Annotated in this window: 16 protein-coding genes; 6 read left to right on the top strand and 10 right to left on the bottom strand. The window is 67.4% G+C overall.

Going from position 1 to position 15,194, the window contains the following annotated elements:
- Positions 1-215: 215 nt before the first annotated feature.
- Positions 216-731: a type IV pilin gene (locus WDJ57_RS00510; protein WP_338902928.1), complete on the top strand. Its 516-nt coding sequence runs from the start codon at positions 216-218 to the stop codon at positions 729-731.
- Here WDJ57_RS00510 and WDJ57_RS00505 read toward each other — a convergent pair whose 3' ends face one another.
- Together WDJ57_RS00505 and WDJ57_RS00500 are read right to left on the bottom strand one after the other, a co-directional pair.
- Complete coding sequence (locus WDJ57_RS00505) at positions 732-2,009, bottom strand: amidohydrolase (protein WP_338902927.1); 1,278 nt, start codon at positions 2,007-2,009, stop codon at positions 732-734.
- A gap of 31 nt (positions 2,010-2,040) precedes the next feature.
- Entirely contained in the window at positions 2,041-2,367 is a 327-nt protein-coding gene (locus WDJ57_RS00500) for an uS10/mL48 family ribosomal protein (RefSeq protein ID WP_338902926.1), read from the bottom strand.
- A 103-nt stretch (positions 2,368-2,470) separates the two neighbouring features.
- Here WDJ57_RS00500 and WDJ57_RS00495 point away from each other — a divergent pair, with 103 nt between their 5' ends.
- The 3 genes from WDJ57_RS00495 (at position 2,471) to WDJ57_RS00485 (ending at position 4,045) form a co-directional block, all read left to right on the top strand.
- Complete coding sequence (locus WDJ57_RS00495; protein WP_338902925.1) at positions 2,471-2,905, top strand: bis(5'-nucleosyl)-tetraphosphatase; 435 nt, start codon at positions 2,471-2,473, stop codon at positions 2,903-2,905.
- Positions 2,906-3,033: 128 nt separating this feature from the next.
- On the top strand, positions 3,034-3,468 hold the full coding sequence (locus WDJ57_RS00490) for a DUF4870 domain-containing protein (protein ID WP_338902924.1): 435 nt from the start codon (positions 3,034-3,036) through the stop codon (positions 3,466-3,468).
- An 85-nt stretch (positions 3,469-3,553) separates the two neighbouring features.
- On the top strand, positions 3,554-4,045 hold the full coding sequence (locus tag WDJ57_RS00485; RefSeq protein ID WP_338902922.1) for a DUF7321 family protein: 492 nt from the start codon (positions 3,554-3,556) through the stop codon (positions 4,043-4,045).
- Position 4,046: 1 nt separating this feature from the next.
- On the opposite strand, the gene nth is transcribed toward WDJ57_RS00485, so the two are convergent.
- From nth to WDJ57_RS00465, 4 genes are all read right to left on the bottom strand, one after another.
- Positions 4,047-4,730, bottom strand: coding sequence for an endonuclease III (gene nth / locus WDJ57_RS00480; RefSeq protein WP_338902920.1), 684 nt, complete (start codon positions 4,728-4,730; stop codon positions 4,047-4,049).
- A gap of 69 nt (positions 4,731-4,799) precedes the next feature.
- Positions 4,800-5,567 carry a TrmB family transcriptional regulator gene (locus tag WDJ57_RS00475; RefSeq protein ID WP_338902919.1) on the bottom strand — a complete coding sequence of 256 codons (768 nt, stop codon included), beginning with the start codon at positions 5,565-5,567 and terminating at the stop codon, positions 4,800-4,802.
- Positions 5,567-9,160, bottom strand: coding sequence for an MMPL family transporter (locus tag WDJ57_RS00470; RefSeq protein WP_338902917.1), 3,594 nt, complete (start codon positions 9,158-9,160; stop codon positions 5,567-5,569). The genes WDJ57_RS00475 and WDJ57_RS00470 overlap by 1 nt, the downstream gene beginning before the upstream one ends.
- A gap of 140 nt (positions 9,161-9,300) precedes the next feature.
- Positions 9,301-10,443 (bottom strand): acyl-CoA dehydrogenase family protein, encoded by a 1,143-nt coding sequence (locus tag WDJ57_RS00465; protein WP_338902916.1) that lies wholly within the window; start codon positions 10,441-10,443, stop codon positions 9,301-9,303.
- Between the two features lie 85 nt (positions 10,444-10,528).
- Here WDJ57_RS00465 and WDJ57_RS00460 point away from each other — a divergent pair, with 85 nt between their 5' ends.
- Entirely contained in the window at positions 10,529-11,326 is a 798-nt protein-coding gene (locus tag WDJ57_RS00460; RefSeq protein WP_338902915.1) for an RIO1 family regulatory kinase/ATPase, read from the top strand.
- 9 nt (positions 11,327-11,335) lie between these two features.
- Here WDJ57_RS00460 and WDJ57_RS00455 read toward each other — a convergent pair whose 3' ends face one another.
- From WDJ57_RS00455 to WDJ57_RS00440, 4 genes are all read right to left on the bottom strand, one after another.
- The gene (locus WDJ57_RS00455; RefSeq protein WP_338902914.1) at positions 11,336-11,815 is read right to left on the bottom strand and encodes a cupredoxin domain-containing protein; all 480 of its coding nucleotides are present in this window, start codon (positions 11,813-11,815) and stop codon (positions 11,336-11,338) included.
- Positions 11,816-11,870: 55 nt separating this feature from the next.
- Positions 11,871-12,350, bottom strand: a complete 480-nt coding sequence (locus WDJ57_RS00450) for an SRPBCC family protein (RefSeq protein ID WP_338902913.1) — start codon at positions 12,348-12,350, stop codon at positions 11,871-11,873.
- A 72-nt stretch (positions 12,351-12,422) separates the two neighbouring features.
- Positions 12,423-13,679, bottom strand: a complete 1,257-nt coding sequence (locus WDJ57_RS00445; protein ID WP_338902912.1) for a Glu/Leu/Phe/Val family dehydrogenase — start codon at positions 13,677-13,679, stop codon at positions 12,423-12,425.
- A gap of 83 nt (positions 13,680-13,762) precedes the next feature.
- Positions 13,763-14,605: an HpcH/HpaI aldolase/citrate lyase family protein gene (locus WDJ57_RS00440; protein WP_338902910.1), complete on the bottom strand. Its 843-nt coding sequence runs from the start codon at positions 14,603-14,605 to the stop codon at positions 13,763-13,765.
- Between the two features lie 74 nt (positions 14,606-14,679).
- Between WDJ57_RS00440 and WDJ57_RS00435 the strand changes: the two genes are divergently transcribed.
- Positions 14,680-15,138, top strand: a complete 459-nt coding sequence (locus tag WDJ57_RS00435) for a MaoC family dehydratase (RefSeq protein ID WP_338902909.1) — start codon at positions 14,680-14,682, stop codon at positions 15,136-15,138.
- The last annotated feature ends 56 nt before the right edge of the window (positions 15,139-15,194 follow it).

Genomic DNA, 15,194 nt, shown 5'->3' with positions numbered 1-15,194 from the left:
TGCCTGGACTCAGCCCGCTTCTGGCCACGTTCTCACGTCTGAACCCCACCCGATTCTGGGCACGTCCTGCCGTCTGGACCCTACTCCATCGACGTAAACCGACCGGAAATTGCACAGCTACGGCAGACTTAAGTTCGATTACGTGTTAGTTTACGACCAGGAAAATCGTTTCGGCTGACCGGCGACTGGCACGCCGCCGGTCCGGATGGGGTACCATGATGGGGTTGCACGCACGCCAGCACGAGGACCGCGCTCTCACGCCCGTCGTGGGCATCCTGCTGTTGCTCGCGATAACGGTGTTGCTGGGGGCGACAACGGCCTCGTTCATGATTGGACTCGGCGCGGACAGAGTCGAGAACGGGGCCCCGACCGCGAAGTTCAGCGTCGAGTACCACGGGGGCAGCGGCAACGACTCGGTCACGCTCAAACACGAGAGCGGGCAGAACGTGGTGACCGAGCACGCGTACCTCGACGTCACGAACGCGAAGTGCAGGGCCGGCGGCACCACCTACACGCAGACGGAACGGCTCAATCTCGACGCGGACTTCGACCTCCCGACATCAGAGATGAAGGCGGGAATGACGGTCCAGATTCGCCCGGACACCGACTTCGACGGCACCGCGGAACTGTGTGCGTCCGGCGGAACGCTCGACCTCTCCGACTCGTCGGTCGACATCGTCTGGGACGCCGGCAGCGGGTCCCGCTTTCTCTACCGCTGGGGCGGCCCCTGACTACTCATCGAGGGCCGACAGCACGGCGCGTCCGAGGACCTCCACACCGATGTCCAGCGACCGCTCGTCGACGTCGAAGGTCGCCGTGTGGTGGCCGCCGGGGTGGTCGGTCCCGATGCCGACGTAGCCAGCGTCGCCACCGTGTTCCTGGACCCGTCGCATCAGGTAGGTCGCGTCCTCGCTACCGCCGAGGTCGTCGCGTCGCAGAATCGAGTCCACGCCGTCGGTCTGCTCGGCCGCGGCCAGCACGCGCTCGACGACGGCCTCGTCGCTCTCGGCGCTGGGGGCCTCGCCGCCGGTCTCCGTCTCGACGGTACAGCCGTGCATCTCGGCGGCGCTCTCGACGACCTGGTGGGCCTTCTCGCGGACGTACTCCATCAGTTCCGTCGTCTCGCCGCGGACCTCGGCGTCGATGAAGGCGTCCTCAGGGATGATGTTCGACGCCGTCCCGCCGCCGACGCGGCCCGCGTTGATCCGCGTCGCGCCGTCCTCGTGGCGGGGAATCGCGTAGAGGTTCTGGACGGCCGTCGCCATCGCCTGGACGGCGTTGCGCCCGCGGTTGGGGTGACCGCCGGCGTGGGCCGGTTCGCCGGCGAAGCGAGCCTCGAAGTGGGCGACTGCCAGGAACCCGTCCACGCCCGCGACGACCTCGCCGGTGGGGTGGTCCAGTCCGATGTGGACGGCGATGAGCGTGTCGACGTCGTCCAGGTGGCCGCTCTCTGCGATTGCCTTGCCGCCGCCGATGCGCTCCTCAGCGGGCTGGCAGACGAGCTTGAACGTCCCGCGGAAGTCGCTGTCTTTCACCGCCTGCAGGACGCCCAGTCCCATCGCGGCGTGGGCGTCGTGGCCGCAGGCGTGCATCGCGCCCTCGTTCTTCGAGCGAAAGCCCTCCGCGGCGGGTTCGTGGTCCGGCGCGTCGCTCTCCGCCCGGGGGAGTCCGTCGATGTCGATGCGCAGCGCGACGGTCGGGCCCTCGCCGCGTTCGAGGACGGCGATTGCGCCGGTGTAGCCGCCTTCCAGCTGTTCGAGAACGTCCTCGTCCGCGCCAGCGTCGAGCGCGCGGTCGTACCACTCGGCGAGTTCGTCGTCGGAGGGGACGCCGAGGCGGGCGTCCGTGTCGATGGCGTCCGGGCCGACGTACAACTGGTCGACGCCGATGCGTTCTATCTCCTCGACGATGCGGGCGGTGGTGTAGAACTCGCACCAGGCGGGCTCCGGGCGCTGGTGGAGGTCTCTGCGCAGTGTTCTGAGCCAGTCGGGGTCAGTCGTGACGGCCATGCGGGGACCGTGGCGGCCGACGGTCTTATAGTCAGTTGTCGCCGGTCTGTCTGAGCTGTTCGACTTCCGCGGTGACGTGGACGCTGTCGGGGTAGGACCACTCCGCGACGGCGCGCGCGAACTCGTCGTGGCCGACGATCTCGATGGTGCGCGTGTAGACGGTGTACTCCCAGGGGTCGAAGGTCTCGTCGGTGTGGACGCCCGCGTGCTGAGGGACGCTGAGGCGGTTCGGCGGTTTCGGGTGTGGCCCCTTCAGCTCCGCCCCCTTGCGCGCGGCGGTCTCCTTGATGTCGCTCACCACGCCGTCCAGCGCCGCTCTATCCCCACTTTGCAGCCGAAGCTTCGTCACGAACGGCATGCTCTTGGGTGGACGCCGACGGCTCAAAACCCATTCGCTTCGGCGGCCAGCCCTGGGACGTGCTCCGACATCCACTTAACGCATGACCGAGTAGTGACTCGCAATGATAGAGGCCACGAGCGCGGGAGCCATCCTCTTTCGCGACACTCGTGGTCGGCGGGAGTACCTCCTCCTGAAGAGCCGCCCCGGCGACTGGGAATTCCCCAAGGGTGGCGTCGAGGGCGACGAGGAACTCCAGCAGACCGCAATCCGCGAGGTGAAAGAGGAGGCCGGAATCTACGACTTCCGGCTGCTAGATGGCTTCCGCAAAGACTACGACTACGTGTTCGAAGCCAACGGCAACACGATTCACAAGACCGTCCACCTGTTCATCGCCAAGTCCTACGAGGCGTCGGCGGAACTGTCCGCCGAACACCGGGACATGCAGTGGCGTGACTACGAGCAGGCCGTCAACACTGTCACGCAAGACGGTCCCCGGGAGATACTGGAGGACGCCCACGACTTCCTCGACGAGCAACTCGAGGAAGACGAGGTATAGCACGGGCAGACCCCCGTGCGAGGGCATCCAGTACGTACCGGTGAGCAACTGCTCTCCGAACGGAACATATACTTAAGCTTTCGTCCAGCGTAGCGGGTCTTCGGTGAGAACACTTGTCAACTAAACCAATGGATAGCGATACGACCGTCCCCGACGCTGGTACGTCTGTCGAGACCACAGACACCAGCAGCGGGCTCGACGAAAATGTCGCCGGTGCATTGAGCTATCTGCTCGGAATCGTAACAGGACTCGTCTTCTTCGTCGTGGAGAAGGACAACCAGTTCGTCCGGTTCCACGCGGCCCAGAGCATCGCAGTCTTCGGGCTGGTGTTCGTTGCGAGTGTCGTCCTCGGTTTCGTCGGCACCGCGGTGAGCGCGCTCGTCGTGTCCGGGAGCACCGGCGCGTTCCTCGTCGGCAGCCTCGTCTCTCTGGTGCTCCTGCTGGCGTGGTCTGTGGTCGGTCTCGCGACGTTCGCGCTCTGGCTGTACCTCATGTTTCGAGCCTACCAGGGCAAGACACCGCGAATCCCGATCGCCGCGAGTATCGCCGACAGGCTCGTCTGAGCTCCCCACGACTGTGTTTGTTGGCCTGGGCCGGCCGTGTCCGGTGTTCGGCACGTTTTAGCGCGCTCGCTCCCAAGCGTCGCTGATGCTGGGGTCGACGGAGTCGCTGATAGCGACAGTCGTAGCAATCGCCGTCACACTGAGCTTCCCGTTTTTCCTGTACGGCGCGTACTACATCATCGAGACGGACCCGGTGACGTGGGACGTGCTGATGCACCACCTGAAGTTCATCGGGACGGGGCTCGCGCTCACGACGATTCCGATGGTCGTCTGGATGATTCCCCGCCTCCTCGACCAGTTCGACGGGGCCGCGCTGGTCCACGCGTTCCTCGGGCTCCAGGCCTACGCCATGCTGGCCTTCGCAGGGACGGGCATCGTCCGCATCCTCCGGGCGAAACGCGAACACGACCTCTACCACGACTACGACGAGGACGTGCTGCTGGACGAAATCGGGGCCGAGAACTTCGACCACTGGCGGAGCAGGCTACGCATCGGCGTCTTCGGCTACGTGTTCTTCTGGCTGCTCGCCTACGCCGTCGGCATCCTGCGGTACCTGACCCAGTACGTGCTGTCGTGAGTCACCACTCCTCGCCGCTGGCGAGGTCGACGTCCCCGTCGCCCTTCTCGGAGGGGCAGATGTCGGCGAGCGCGCACTCCCCGCAGTCCGGGTTGCGCGCGGTGCAGACCGCCCGCCCGTGACTGATGAGCAGGTGGGTGAAGTCCTGCCACTCCGACTCCGGTACGACCGGCATGAGGTCCTCCTCGATGGCCTCCGGACGCTCCTGCTCTGTGAGTCCGAGGCGGCGCGACAGCCGCTGGACGTGGGTGTCGACCACGATGCCCTCCACCACGTCGTGGCCGTGCTGGAGGACCACGTTGGCCGTCTTTCGCCCGACGCCGGGGAGGTCCGTGAGGTCGGCCATCGTGTCCGGCACCTCGCCGTCGTGTTCCGCGACTATCTTCCGGCAGGCGTCGCGGATGTAGCCGGCCTTGTTGTTGTAGTACGTGATGGAACTGATGTCCTCGGCCAGTTCGTCCTGGTCGGCCTCGGCGTAATCTTCCGGCCCCTGGTACTTCTCGAAGAGCTCCGCGGTGACCGAGTTGACGCGCTCGTCGGTGCACTGTGCGGAGAGGATGACGGCGATAAGTAGTTCCAGCCGCGTCGAGAAGTCGAGCGAGATGGTGGTGTCGGGGTACTCCTCGTGCAGTCGCTCGATGACCTCCTCGGTCTGTTCCTCGCGGACGGCCAGCGGTGTTCCCATACCGGGGCGTGGGGTGCGGGCCGCTTCAGCGGTTCGACTCGTGACGCCCGCCGCCGTGGTGACGGGGGCCTACGTCCGCTCCGGGGAGGGAACCTGGAACCACTCGGCGAGAAAGCCCCCGAGCACGGCCGCGAAGGCCGTCTCGGAACTCCAGAAGGCGACCTCTTCGGTCCCGTCGGTGACGTCCGCGCTGGAGTACACCGAGAGCAGCATCGTCTCGTCGTCGGCGATGAGGACCCTCGCGTCGCCCACGTCCGGGTCGCGCTCGGCCGGCACCGCCACCGTCTCGAAGTCGTCGCCGACGGCCTCGCGCACGTCGGGATTGGCACTCGCGACGACCACGGCCACCCCCCGGTCCGCGGCCGCAGCCAGGGCCGCCCGCACCGGTTCTTCCAGCATCGACGTCTCCGAGCAGGCGTACAGCAGGTACACCTCGGCCGCCTCGACGAGTTCGCTGGTGCGCGAGGCGACCGCCTCGGAGCCGTGGACGAGCCAGATGGCCTCGCTGCGCTCGTCGTCGGACTCCGTCTCCTGGACCGTGTCCAGGTACTCGAAGGTTTCCGCGCCGGTCTCCGCGAGCTGGTCGAGCAGGCGGGTCCGCGCGCGTTCCAGCGGCACGGGGCGATACAGCGTCGGCCGGGACTGCTGGGTCTCGACCAGGCCCCTGGCCTCCAGGTTCTCCGCCGCGCCGTACACCTGGGACCGGGGGACGTCCGTGACGTCGCTGATGTCGCTCGCCGTCCCGCTACCGAGTTTCTGGAGGCCGATGAACACGCGGGCCTCGTAGCCCGTCAGGCCCAGGCGCTTCAGCCCCTGGATGGCCTCGTCGTCGTCCATCAGTCCTCACCCGTGGTCCGTGCGGCCTCCAGCACCTCCGTCTCGCCGAGCCAGGTCCGGTAGATGCGCTCGAACTGCGCCTCGCTCAACTCGCCGGCGGCCAGGCGCTCCTCCGCCGCCGCGAGGTCGTCGGCCGTGACCGTCCCGCGGGCCACGACGCGCTCGAAGAGGTCGGCCACGACGCGGACCACCTCGTCGCCGGTCACCTCGCGGTCGGCGGCGGCCGTCAGCACGGTCCCCTCGAACGTGTATGCCTCGCCGTCGGTCGCCATCTGTGGCACCGTCGCAGTGTACGTGACGCGCACCGGTTCGTCGTCGAGGTCCCAGACCGCGTACAGCGTGCCGCCGTGTGTCGCCACGCTCTCGGGTTCGGGGTCGACGGAGACCACCGACACCTCGTTGCCGTCGAAGTGTTCCCGGAGGCCGACCCTGCCGTCGGCCGACGTCAGCGCGACTTCGACGGTGAGGTCCTGCCCCGGCCGGACGTGCTCGTGGTCGACCGTGCGGGTGGCGACGCTTCCCGCGCCCTGACCGTTCGTCACGGCCGGCGCGTCACCGTTCGTCACCGTGACGCCGTCGGGGCCGTCCGCGTCGCCGTCGCTGCGAATCTGGTCGCGGGCCCAGTCCGGGCCGAAGTACCGCGTCCAGACCACCAGCAGACTCGGCAGGACGAACACGCTGCCGAGGAAGGCGTAGATGATGGTCAGCCCGGTGATGAGGCCGAACTGCTGGAGCGGCGGGAGGATGGCGAAGACGAGCACGCCGAAGCCACCGACCGTCGTCGCGGCGCTGCCCAGCAACGCCCCGCCGGTGCCGGTGACCGCGGTGTGCATCGCCTCCCAGACCGTCTCGCTGCGCTCAAGTTCCTGTGTGTACCGCTCGCTCAAGTGGATGCTGTAGGCCACCCCCAGCCCGATGGTCAGGCTGGTAATCATCCCCGTGACGACGTTGAAGGGGACGTCGAGCAGGTACATCGTGCCGACAATCCACGCGACGGCGAAGGCGACCGGGAGGAGCGTCACCGCACCCAGCGACGCGCTCCCGTCGCTGACCCTGTAGGTCGCCATCAGGAACAGGAAGACGGCGAGCAGCGAGATGATGAGACTCTGGATGACCGTCTCCAGGAGCTGGTCCTGGACGATTTTGTTCAGCACCGCGGTGCCGGTGGCGGTCGTCTCCAGCCCGTCGCCGGTGAGGTCGCCGGCCACGTCGCGCATCTGGTCGGTCACGTCGCCGCCGCTGGCTCCGCCGACGATGGAGACTGTCATCCGCAGCGACTCGTACCCGCCGTCGGTCCGGTAGATGTACTGGCCGGCCCGGTCCGGCGCGACGTCGAACAGACCGTCGTAGACAGCGGTGACGTTCTGGTCGGGGACGCCGTCGCCGTCGGTGTCAGCGGCGGTGAACGTGGCGTTGAACGTCTCGTTGGTCGCCGCCACGTCCCGCATGACCGACACGGGGGTCGTCAGCGCGGGCTCGCCGTTCGGCAGCGTCTGGGTGACGTTCTTCTCACCGGCGAGTTGCCGGGCCGCTGCTATCCGTTCTAACGTATTGGATTGTGTTACGTCTCCCTCTATCAGTAACTCCGCGTTGGAGTCCTCGCGGATGAACCGGTCGTTGACGAAGGACAGCGTCGACTTCGCGGTGTACTCGCTGGGCTTGAACGGCTCCGGCAGGTCCTTCATCCAGTCCGGCGGGTCGTCGGCGAGGAAGTCCTCCTGCTGGAACTCGGTGCTGACCTGGGTGCCGCCGTAGGCACCGACGACGCTGACGAGCACGACCAGCAGGATGACGATGTGGGGCGCACGACGGGCGACCGTCGCACCGACCGACAGCACGGAACTGAAGCGGCCGCCGCCGGTCCCGAACGCACGCTTCGTGCGGTCGAAGCCGTAGGATTCGAGCAGTTCGTCGAGTTCGACCTTCAGCGCCGGAATGAGGACGCCGAAGATGAACAGCGCGGCCAGGATACCGACCGAGGAGACGATGCCGAAGTCCCGAATCGGCGGGACCGGGCTCGTCAGGTTGGAGAGGAAGCCGATGACCGTCGTCGCCGTCACCCACAGCAGCGCGATGCCGACGCCCCCCAGCGCGATGCGCATGGAGTTGCGGGGGCCGCTGTCGACCTCATCGCCGCCGTCGGCGGCCATTTCAGATAGTTCCTGGCGCTCCTCGCGGTGGCGCATGAAGACGTGGATGGCGTAGTCGATGGAGAGCCCGATGAGCAGGACGGGCACGGCGACGAAAATCTGGTTGAAGGCGATGTCCGCCCAGCCCATGAACCCGAAGGTCCAGGTCAGGACGCCGGCGATGCCCAGCAGGCCGAGCACGATGTCCAGCGGGTCGCGGTAGGCGACGACGAGCGCGACCAGGACGAAAAGCAGCGCGAGCGGCCCGACGATGGTCAGGCTGTCCGACATGGAGGCGTCTATCTCCTCAGTGATGACGCCCGCGCCGAAGACCGTGTACCGGAGGTCGTCGGCCGCGTCGCCGAGGTCCTGCATCGCGAGCTGGGCGTCGATGTTCTCGTCGGTCGCCGTGCCGGGCGCGGCGGTGGCGACGTCGCTCGTCTGCGTGACGAACACCATCGTCGAGCCGGCGGTCGTCGCACCCGGCTCGTAGGTGTTGGGCATCAACCCGAGCGGACCGTTCGAGTCACCGTTCTCGCTCAGCAGTGCCGAGACCGCCTCCTCGACTTCGCTCTCGTTCATCGACTCCAGTTGCGCTATCTGCTCGCCGAGCGTCGGCGGTTCGGCGTCCTCCAGCGCCTCCCGGTCGGCCTGGAGCTGGTCGGCGCGCTCCCCGAGGCGTTCGCCGCGGTCGGCGAGTTCGTCGCCGCGCTCGGAGAGGGACTGGTACCGGTCGGCCAGGACGACCTGCGTCCCGAGTTCGTAGGCGGACTGGATGGCCGTCTGGTTGCCGCTCTGTGTGGCCGCGCGGAGTTGCTGGGCGGCGCGCTCGAAGACCTGGTAGTCGTCGTCGGTCAGCGTGACCGTCGCGTTCGCCGACGTCTCGTTGGCCTGGACCTGCTCGAAGGCGGTCCGCGGGTCGAGTTGCGGGTCCTGCTGGAGCGCAGCGAGCCCACCCCGTAGCTGGGCGGCCGTCTCGTTGAGCGCCTGCGAGCGCGCTTCGAGGGCGGCCCGCTCGGCTTCGAGTTCGGCGCGTGCCTCGCTCAGGTTGGCTGCCCGCTCCTGGAGGGCAGCGACCTCCTCCTGTGCGATGGCCGTCCGCGCGACGGCGTTGGCGACGCCGGATATCGCTCCGTCGTCGACCAGCGTCGCGTTTATCGTCTCGTTGTCGTACAGCCGCTGTTCGAACTCAAGCGTCGAGATGAGCGCGTCACGGGAGAGGACGTTGTCGCCCCTGACGATAATCTGGGCCGTCGTCGTGTTGTCCTCGCCGGTCGAGAAGTTCGCGTCGATGTAGTCGAGTTTCTTGGACTCGTCGGACTCCGTCTGGAACTGGTCCAGCGACGAGGAACTCTCGACCATCGGTGCGCCGGCACCGACCACGACGGTGAGCAGTAACATCACGACGATGGCGATACGCGAGTGTCTCGTCACCGCACTGGCGATGCGGTCGGCGAGACTCATGGGACCCTCCTGACAGCGAGGTTTGTTTGTAGGGGCATACTAACAATCTTGGCCACACTTACGGCGAGGCCCACTTAAACAACTCGGAACTGCGCCCTTCCGCTCGCTCGTGTCGGTAGCGACCCTCTACGGGGCTCGACCTACAACCCGAGTTCCCGCCCGAGGACGAGCCGCTGAATCTCGCTGGTCCCCTCCCCGATTTCCATCAGTTTGGCGTCGCGGTAGAACCGCTGGGGAGCGAAGTCGGTCGTGTAGCCGTAGCCGCCGAGGACCTGCACGGCGTCTTCCGCGACTTCCCGGGCTATCTCCGAGGCGTCAAGTTTCGCCAGCGAGGACAGTCGGCGCACGTCCTCGCCGTCGTCGTACATCGTCGCGGCCTTGTGGGTCAGCAGGCGGGCGCGCTCGATCTTCCGGTCCATCCCGACCACCATGTCACGGACGGCGTCGAACTTGCCGATGGGCTGGCCGAACTGCTCGCGCTCGGTGGCGTACTCGCGGGCCGCCTCGAACGCGCCCTGTGCCAGCCCGACCGACAGCGCCGCGATGGAGATGCGCCCGCCGTCCAGCGTCTTCTTCGTCTGCTCCCAGCCGTCGCCTTCCTCCCCCAGGAGTCGGTCGGCGGGCAGCCGGCAGTCGTCGAACTGGAGTTCGCAGGTGGGCGAGGCGTTCAGCCCCATCTTGTCCCAGACGTTCGTGACCGTCATGCCGTCGTCGGCCTCGGGGTCGACGATGAACGTCGAGATGCCGTCGTAGCCCGCACCGGGGTCGGTGACGGCCTTGACCAGCACCGACCCGGCGACGTTGGCGTTGGTGATGAACTGCTTGGTGCCGTTCAGGACCCACTCGTCGCCGTCGCGCTCGGCGGTCGTGTCCATGTCGCTGGCGTCGCTGCCGCTCCCCGGTTCGGTCAGCGCCCACGCGCCCAGGTACTCCCCCTCCGCGAGCGGGCGGAGCCACCGCTCTCTCTGCTCGTCTGTCCCAAACAACTCGATGGGTTTGGAAGCAAGCGAGACGTGTGCGGCGTAGGAGAGGCCGATGCTGCCGGAGACGCGGCCCAGTTCCTCCGTGACGAGCGCGTAGAGCAACTGGTCCCCGCCCAGGCCGCCCCACTCCTCGGCGATGGGGACGCCCATCACGTCGAGGTCGGCCAGTGCGTCGAAGACCTCCGCGGGGAAGCGGTGGTCGTCCTCGATGTCCTGCGCGATGGGGGCGATTTCGGCCTCGCAGAAGTCACGGACCGACTCCCGCATCATCCGGTGCTCCTCGGGGAGGGTGAAATCCATGCCCGTCTGTATGGAGTGCGCCCTCAAATACCACGGGGTGGGTTCTGGCCGAAAGGATATACTCCCCGGGGCCGACCCTAGCAGTGTGCCCATCCGTCGCTTCCTCCGCGGCGAGGTCCCCCGTGGACGTCTGGAAGACATTGCCGAGGACGTCAGCCGCAGGTACGGTCAGGAGATGCGGTCCGTCGAGTTGCTGGACGCCGACAACTGGCTGTCGACCCCCTGTGTCGTCAACGACCAGTGGTTCGTGAAGATAATCACCGCCCAGAACTCCTTCGTCCACGCGCTGCTGACGACGGGCCGGAACCTCGGGGTCTTCTCCAGCGGGTCTGAGGGCTTCTTCGAGCACTTCGGGACCCCACTGGGGATGGCCGAACACGAACTCGAAGCGACCCGACGGATGCGCGAGTTCGGCGTGAACGCGCCCGAACCGCTGGAGGCGTTCGACCACGACGGCTACGGCGTGCTCGTCTTCGAGTACCTCCCCGAGTTCCAGTCCCTCGACGACCTCGCTCCCGAGGAGGTCGAGGCGGTGCTTCCCGCCCTCTTCGACTCCCTCTCGCGCATGCACGACCACGGCCTCGTCCACGGTGACCTCCGCGGGGAGAACGTCCTCGTCGTCGACGGGGAACTCTACTTCATCGACGCGACGAAGGTCCGCGAGGGCGCAATCGACGACGCCCGCGCCTACGACATCGCCTGTGCGCTCGGGGCGCTGGAACCGCTCGTCGGTGCCCGCGCGGCCGTCGCGCCCGCGACGGACTTCTACGACGCGGACGTCCTGCTGGCCGCCGACAGCTACCTCGACTTCGTGAACATCCGCCCGGACCACGACTTCGACGCGGCGGCGCTCAAAGGCGAGATATCGAAAGTCGCCGAGTGACCGTCCCAGTCAGTACGAGATACCGCCGCCACCATCCGCTGTCCCGTCCTCGCACGGCAGCGACGCGTCGAGCGATGCGTCCCCGACCAGGACGACGCCGCACATCGACGCCTCGCCGTGAATCGTACAGAAGTACTCGTACGCGCCCGCGCTCTCGAACGTGTGTGTGACGGACTCGCCGGCCGGCACCGACATCGCGAACGACCACTCCGCCGCCCCGTCGTGGAACTGCGTCGCCGTCACGTCGTGGCCGAAACTGTCCTCGTTCGTCCACGTGACCGTCGTCCCCGGGGCGACCGAGGCCCGAACCGGCTGGAACGCCGTGTTCTGGAGGGCAATCTCGCTCGTGGTTTCGCCCTCACTGCCATCGCCACTGCCGCCATCCCCGTCTGTCCCGTCTCCCCCGCCGGAACACCCCGCGAGGCCGCCGGCGACCGCCAGCACCCCGGCCCGCATCAGCGCCCGCCTGTCGATAGTTGTGTCACTCATTACCACACGCTTGCGTATCCAGACCTATCGGTGTTACCCGCGTGTGTGCCCGCGTCTACTCCAGCAACTCCTTCGTCTTCCGGTGCCGGAACCGGAACATGGGTTCGAAGCCGACGAACCCGAGCGGCCCCAGCGCGCGGCCGACACCCCCCAGCGGGAGTTCGTACTCCACCTTGTCGCGGACGATGGTCGAACCGCCGTCGGCGTAGAACATGTGCGTGTGCGTCCACGACGGGAACGGACCCTCGGCCATGTCGTCGCGGAAGTACCCGGCACCATCCGAGCGGCCGCGGGCCACGATGTCGGACACCCAGGTCTGGCGGGGGCCGACGCCGAACGGGCGGACCGACGACTCGACGACCGACCCCGGCTCCAGCACCTCCGGGTCCGGTTCCCCGTCGGGGCCGCGGACCGACTCGATGCGGAGGTTCATGAACTCGGGGGTCAGCGCGACCAGTCCGTCCTCTGTCGAGTGAAAGTCCCAGACCCTATCGAAGGGAGCCTCGACGCGTACCGACCGCTCGTAGGTTTGCATGTCGGGTCGTTGGGGCGTCACGAGGAAAACTCCACCGGGGTCGGTCGGCACGGCGACTGCCGCGCCCGTCGCTCAGGGCCAGATGCCGGCTTCCTCGGCGGACTGCAGTACCCGACGGATGGCGACGACGTACATCGCCGTCCGGTAGTTCGGCACGTCGTTGTTCTCGAAGGCCTTGACCAGTTCGTCGAAGGCTTCGGTGATGACCCGTTCGAGTTCGTCGTTGACGCGCTGTTCGGTCCAGGAGAACCGCTGGCGGTTCTGGACCCACTCAAAGTACGAGACGGTGACCCCGCCCGCGTTCGCGAGGATGTCGGGGAAGACGGCCACGTCGCGCTCGACCAGCACGTCGTCCGCGTCGGGGGTCAACGGTCCGTTCGCGGCCTCGACGATGACGTCGGCGCTCACGTCGGCTGCCAGGTCGCCGTCGATGGCGTTCTCCAGGGCCGCCGGAATCAGCAGGTCGACGTCCATCGTCAGGAGGTCCTCGTTGGTCAACTCCTCGGTCGCGCCCTCGAAGCCCGAGACGGTCCCGGTGTCTATCTTGAAGTCCTTCGCTTCCCGGGCGTCCAGCCCGTCGGGGTTGTAGATGGCACCCGAGGAATCAGAGACGGCGACGATGTTCGCGCCGAGGTCCTCGGTGAGTTTGGCGGCGACGGAACCGGCGTTCCCGTACCCCTGCACCGCGACGGTGGCGTCCTCGATGTCCTTGCCGAGATGGTCGAAGGCCTCGCGGGCGACGAGCATCACCGAGCGGCCCGTCGCCTCGACCCGGCCCGCGCTCCCGCCGCTCTCGATGGCCTTGCCGGTGATGACGCCGGGTTCGGTCGTGTTCTCCAGCGTCTCGTAGGTGTCCTTTATCCAGTTCATCTCGCGCTGCCCGGTGTTGACGTCGGGCGCGGGGATGTCCCGGTCGGCGCCGATGATGGGACGGAGTTCCTTCGCGAACGAGCGCGTCACACGTTCGAGTTCGGCGGCGGAGTACTCGCGGGGATTGATGCGGATGCCGCCCTTGCCCCCGCCGTAGGGGATGCCGACGGCGGCGCACTTGTAGACCATCCAGCCGGAGAGTGCCTTCACTTCGGCCCTGTCGACGGCGGGATGGTAGCGGATGCCGCCCTTGTACGGTCCCCGGTCGCCGTTGAACTGCGACCGGTACGCCTTGAACACCTCGATGGACCCGTCGTCCATCTCAACGGTGAGGTTCGTCTCCAGCACCCGCTCGGGATGTTTGAGTCGTTCGAGCACGCCCGACTCGGCGTCGAGGAACGCCGCTGCGTCGTCGATCTGCTCCTGGAGGCTCTCGAACGGATTCACCTCGTCTGTCATAAGCTAGTGCAGAATCACCGTACGCAAAAGGATACCGACACCAGATTCCGACGACGGCAGTTTCTCCGCCCCGTCCCACAGGTTCAGCGGCGTCCTGCGGCGCTCGCGCGCTCGACAATCCGCTCTGCCTGGGCGAGCAGCGGCGCGTCTATCATCTCTCCTTCGACGGCAAAAACGCCCTTGCCGTCCGCCGCGGCCTCCTCTCTGGCGGCCAGGACGCGCTCCGCCCACTCGATGCGCTCCGGCGGGGGTGTGAACGCGTCGTTGACCACCCCGACCTGACGGGGGTGTATCGTCATCTTCCCGTCGTAGCCCATCTCGATGCCTCGCTCCGTGTCCCTGCGCAGTCCCTCCTCGTCCTCGAAGTCCGTCCAAAGCGTGTCGATTGCGTCGACGCCCGCGGCGCTGGCCGCGGTGACGACCCGCTGGCGGGCGTAGAGCACTTCCGTCCCCTCGTCGGTCCGGGTCGCCCCGAGGTCGGCCGCCAGGTCCTCAGCACCGAACAGCAGCGCGTCCGTCGGGTCCGCGTCGGCTATCCGGGCGGCGTTCAAAACCCCGCGGGCAGACTCGACCAGCGCGAGCACCGGCACGTCGAACCCGTGGTCGGCCAGGCGCTCGGCCAGCGCCTCCACGTCATCCGCGTCGGCCGCCTTCGGGAGCATCACGCTGTCGAAGTGCTCGACGGCATCCTCCAGCGCGGCGAGGTCGGCTTCCGCCCCGTCGCCGGCGTTGACCCGGACGCACACCTCGCAGTCGGGGTCGATTTCCGGCAGCGTCGCGGCGACGGTCTCGCGCGCCCCTGCCTTCGCGGTCGGTGCGACGGCGTCCTCCAGGTCGATTGCGACGACGTCTGCACCTGCCTCGGGTGCCTTCCGAATCAGGTCCGGCTGGTCGCCCGGCGAGAAGAGTACGCTTCTGCGTGCCATACCTCCACTCCCGGAGCCGTGCGTAAATAGGCCCCGCCGGCACGCTTTTTCCGGTGCCGCGCGACGGCTCTCCCATGTCAGGGCTGTACTTCGAGGAGTTCGAGGTCGGCGAGACCATCGAACACGAGAAGCGACGGACGGTCTCGGAGGCGGACAACCAGCGCTTTTGCGACATGACGATGAACCAGCAGCCGTTGCACCTGGACGAGAGCTTCGCTGCCACCTCCCAGTTCGGCGAGCGCATCGTCAACGGCCTCCTCACGATGTCGCTCGCGGTGGGGCTGTCGATTCCCGACACCACCGACGGCACCATCGTCGCGAACCTCTCCTACGACGGCGTCGAGCATCCAGAGCCCGTGTTCCACGGCGACACCATCCGCGCGCAGTCGACGGTGACGGACAAACGGGAGACGTCCGACGGCGAGCGCGGCGTCGTCACGATGCACGTCGAGGCGTTCAGGGTCGACCCGGACGGCGGAGAGACGCTGGTCTGCGAGTTCGAGCGGACGGTCCTCTCCCTGAAGGCCGAGTAGTCACCACACCGGGGCTGGGCCGAGTAGTCGCCACGCCGGGGCTGTTTTCTGCCGCG

This window comes from Salinibaculum sp. SYNS191, assembly GCF_037338445.1.
Taxonomy (GTDB): domain Archaea; phylum Halobacteriota; class Halobacteria; order Halobacteriales; family Haloarculaceae; genus Salinibaculum; species Salinibaculum marinum.
Note: the sequence above shows the minus strand (reverse complement) of the source record. Positions and strands in the feature narration are given on the sequence as shown.

What these genes read in the sequence shown, in the direction of transcription:
- WDJ57_RS00510 (WP_338902928.1), top strand. Translation starts at nt 216, where the DNA reads ATGATGGGGTTGCACGCACGCCAGCACGAGGACCGCGCTCTCACGCCC.
- WDJ57_RS00505 (WP_338902927.1), bottom strand. Translation starts at nt 2,009, where the DNA reads ATGGCCGTCACGACTGACCCCGACTGGCTCAGAACACTGCGCAGAGAC.
- WDJ57_RS00500 (WP_338902926.1), bottom strand. Translation starts at nt 2,367, where the DNA reads ATGCCGTTCGTGACGAAGCTTCGGCTGCAAAGTGGGGATAGAGCGGCG.
- WDJ57_RS00495 (WP_338902925.1), top strand. Translation starts at nt 2,471, where the DNA reads ATGATAGAGGCCACGAGCGCGGGAGCCATCCTCTTTCGCGACACTCGT.
- WDJ57_RS00490 (WP_338902924.1), top strand. Translation starts at nt 3,034, where the DNA reads ATGGATAGCGATACGACCGTCCCCGACGCTGGTACGTCTGTCGAGACC.
- WDJ57_RS00485 (WP_338902922.1), top strand. Translation starts at nt 3,554, where the DNA reads ATGCTGGGGTCGACGGAGTCGCTGATAGCGACAGTCGTAGCAATCGCC.
- nth (WP_338902920.1), bottom strand. Translation starts at nt 4,730, where the DNA reads ATGGGAACACCGCTGGCCGTCCGCGAGGAACAGACCGAGGAGGTCATC.
- WDJ57_RS00475 (WP_338902919.1), bottom strand. Translation starts at nt 5,567, where the DNA reads ATGGACGACGACGAGGCCATCCAGGGGCTGAAGCGCCTGGGCCTGACG.
- WDJ57_RS00470 (WP_338902917.1), bottom strand. Translation starts at nt 9,160, where the DNA reads ATGAGTCTCGCCGACCGCATCGCCAGTGCGGTGACGAGACACTCGCGT.
- WDJ57_RS00465 (WP_338902916.1), bottom strand. Translation starts at nt 10,443, where the DNA reads ATGGATTTCACCCTCCCCGAGGAGCACCGGATGATGCGGGAGTCGGTC.
- WDJ57_RS00455 (WP_338902914.1), bottom strand. Translation starts at nt 11,815, where the DNA reads ATGAGTGACACAACTATCGACAGGCGGGCGCTGATGCGGGCCGGGGTG.
- WDJ57_RS00450 (WP_338902913.1), bottom strand. Translation starts at nt 12,350, where the DNA reads ATGCAAACCTACGAGCGGTCGGTACGCGTCGAGGCTCCCTTCGATAGG.
- WDJ57_RS00445 (WP_338902912.1), bottom strand. Translation starts at nt 13,679, where the DNA reads ATGACAGACGAGGTGAATCCGTTCGAGAGCCTCCAGGAGCAGATCGAC.
- WDJ57_RS00440 (WP_338902910.1), bottom strand. Translation starts at nt 14,605, where the DNA reads ATGGCACGCAGAAGCGTACTCTTCTCGCCGGGCGACCAGCCGGACCTG.
- WDJ57_RS00435 (WP_338902909.1), top strand. Translation starts at nt 14,680, where the DNA reads ATGTCAGGGCTGTACTTCGAGGAGTTCGAGGTCGGCGAGACCATCGAA.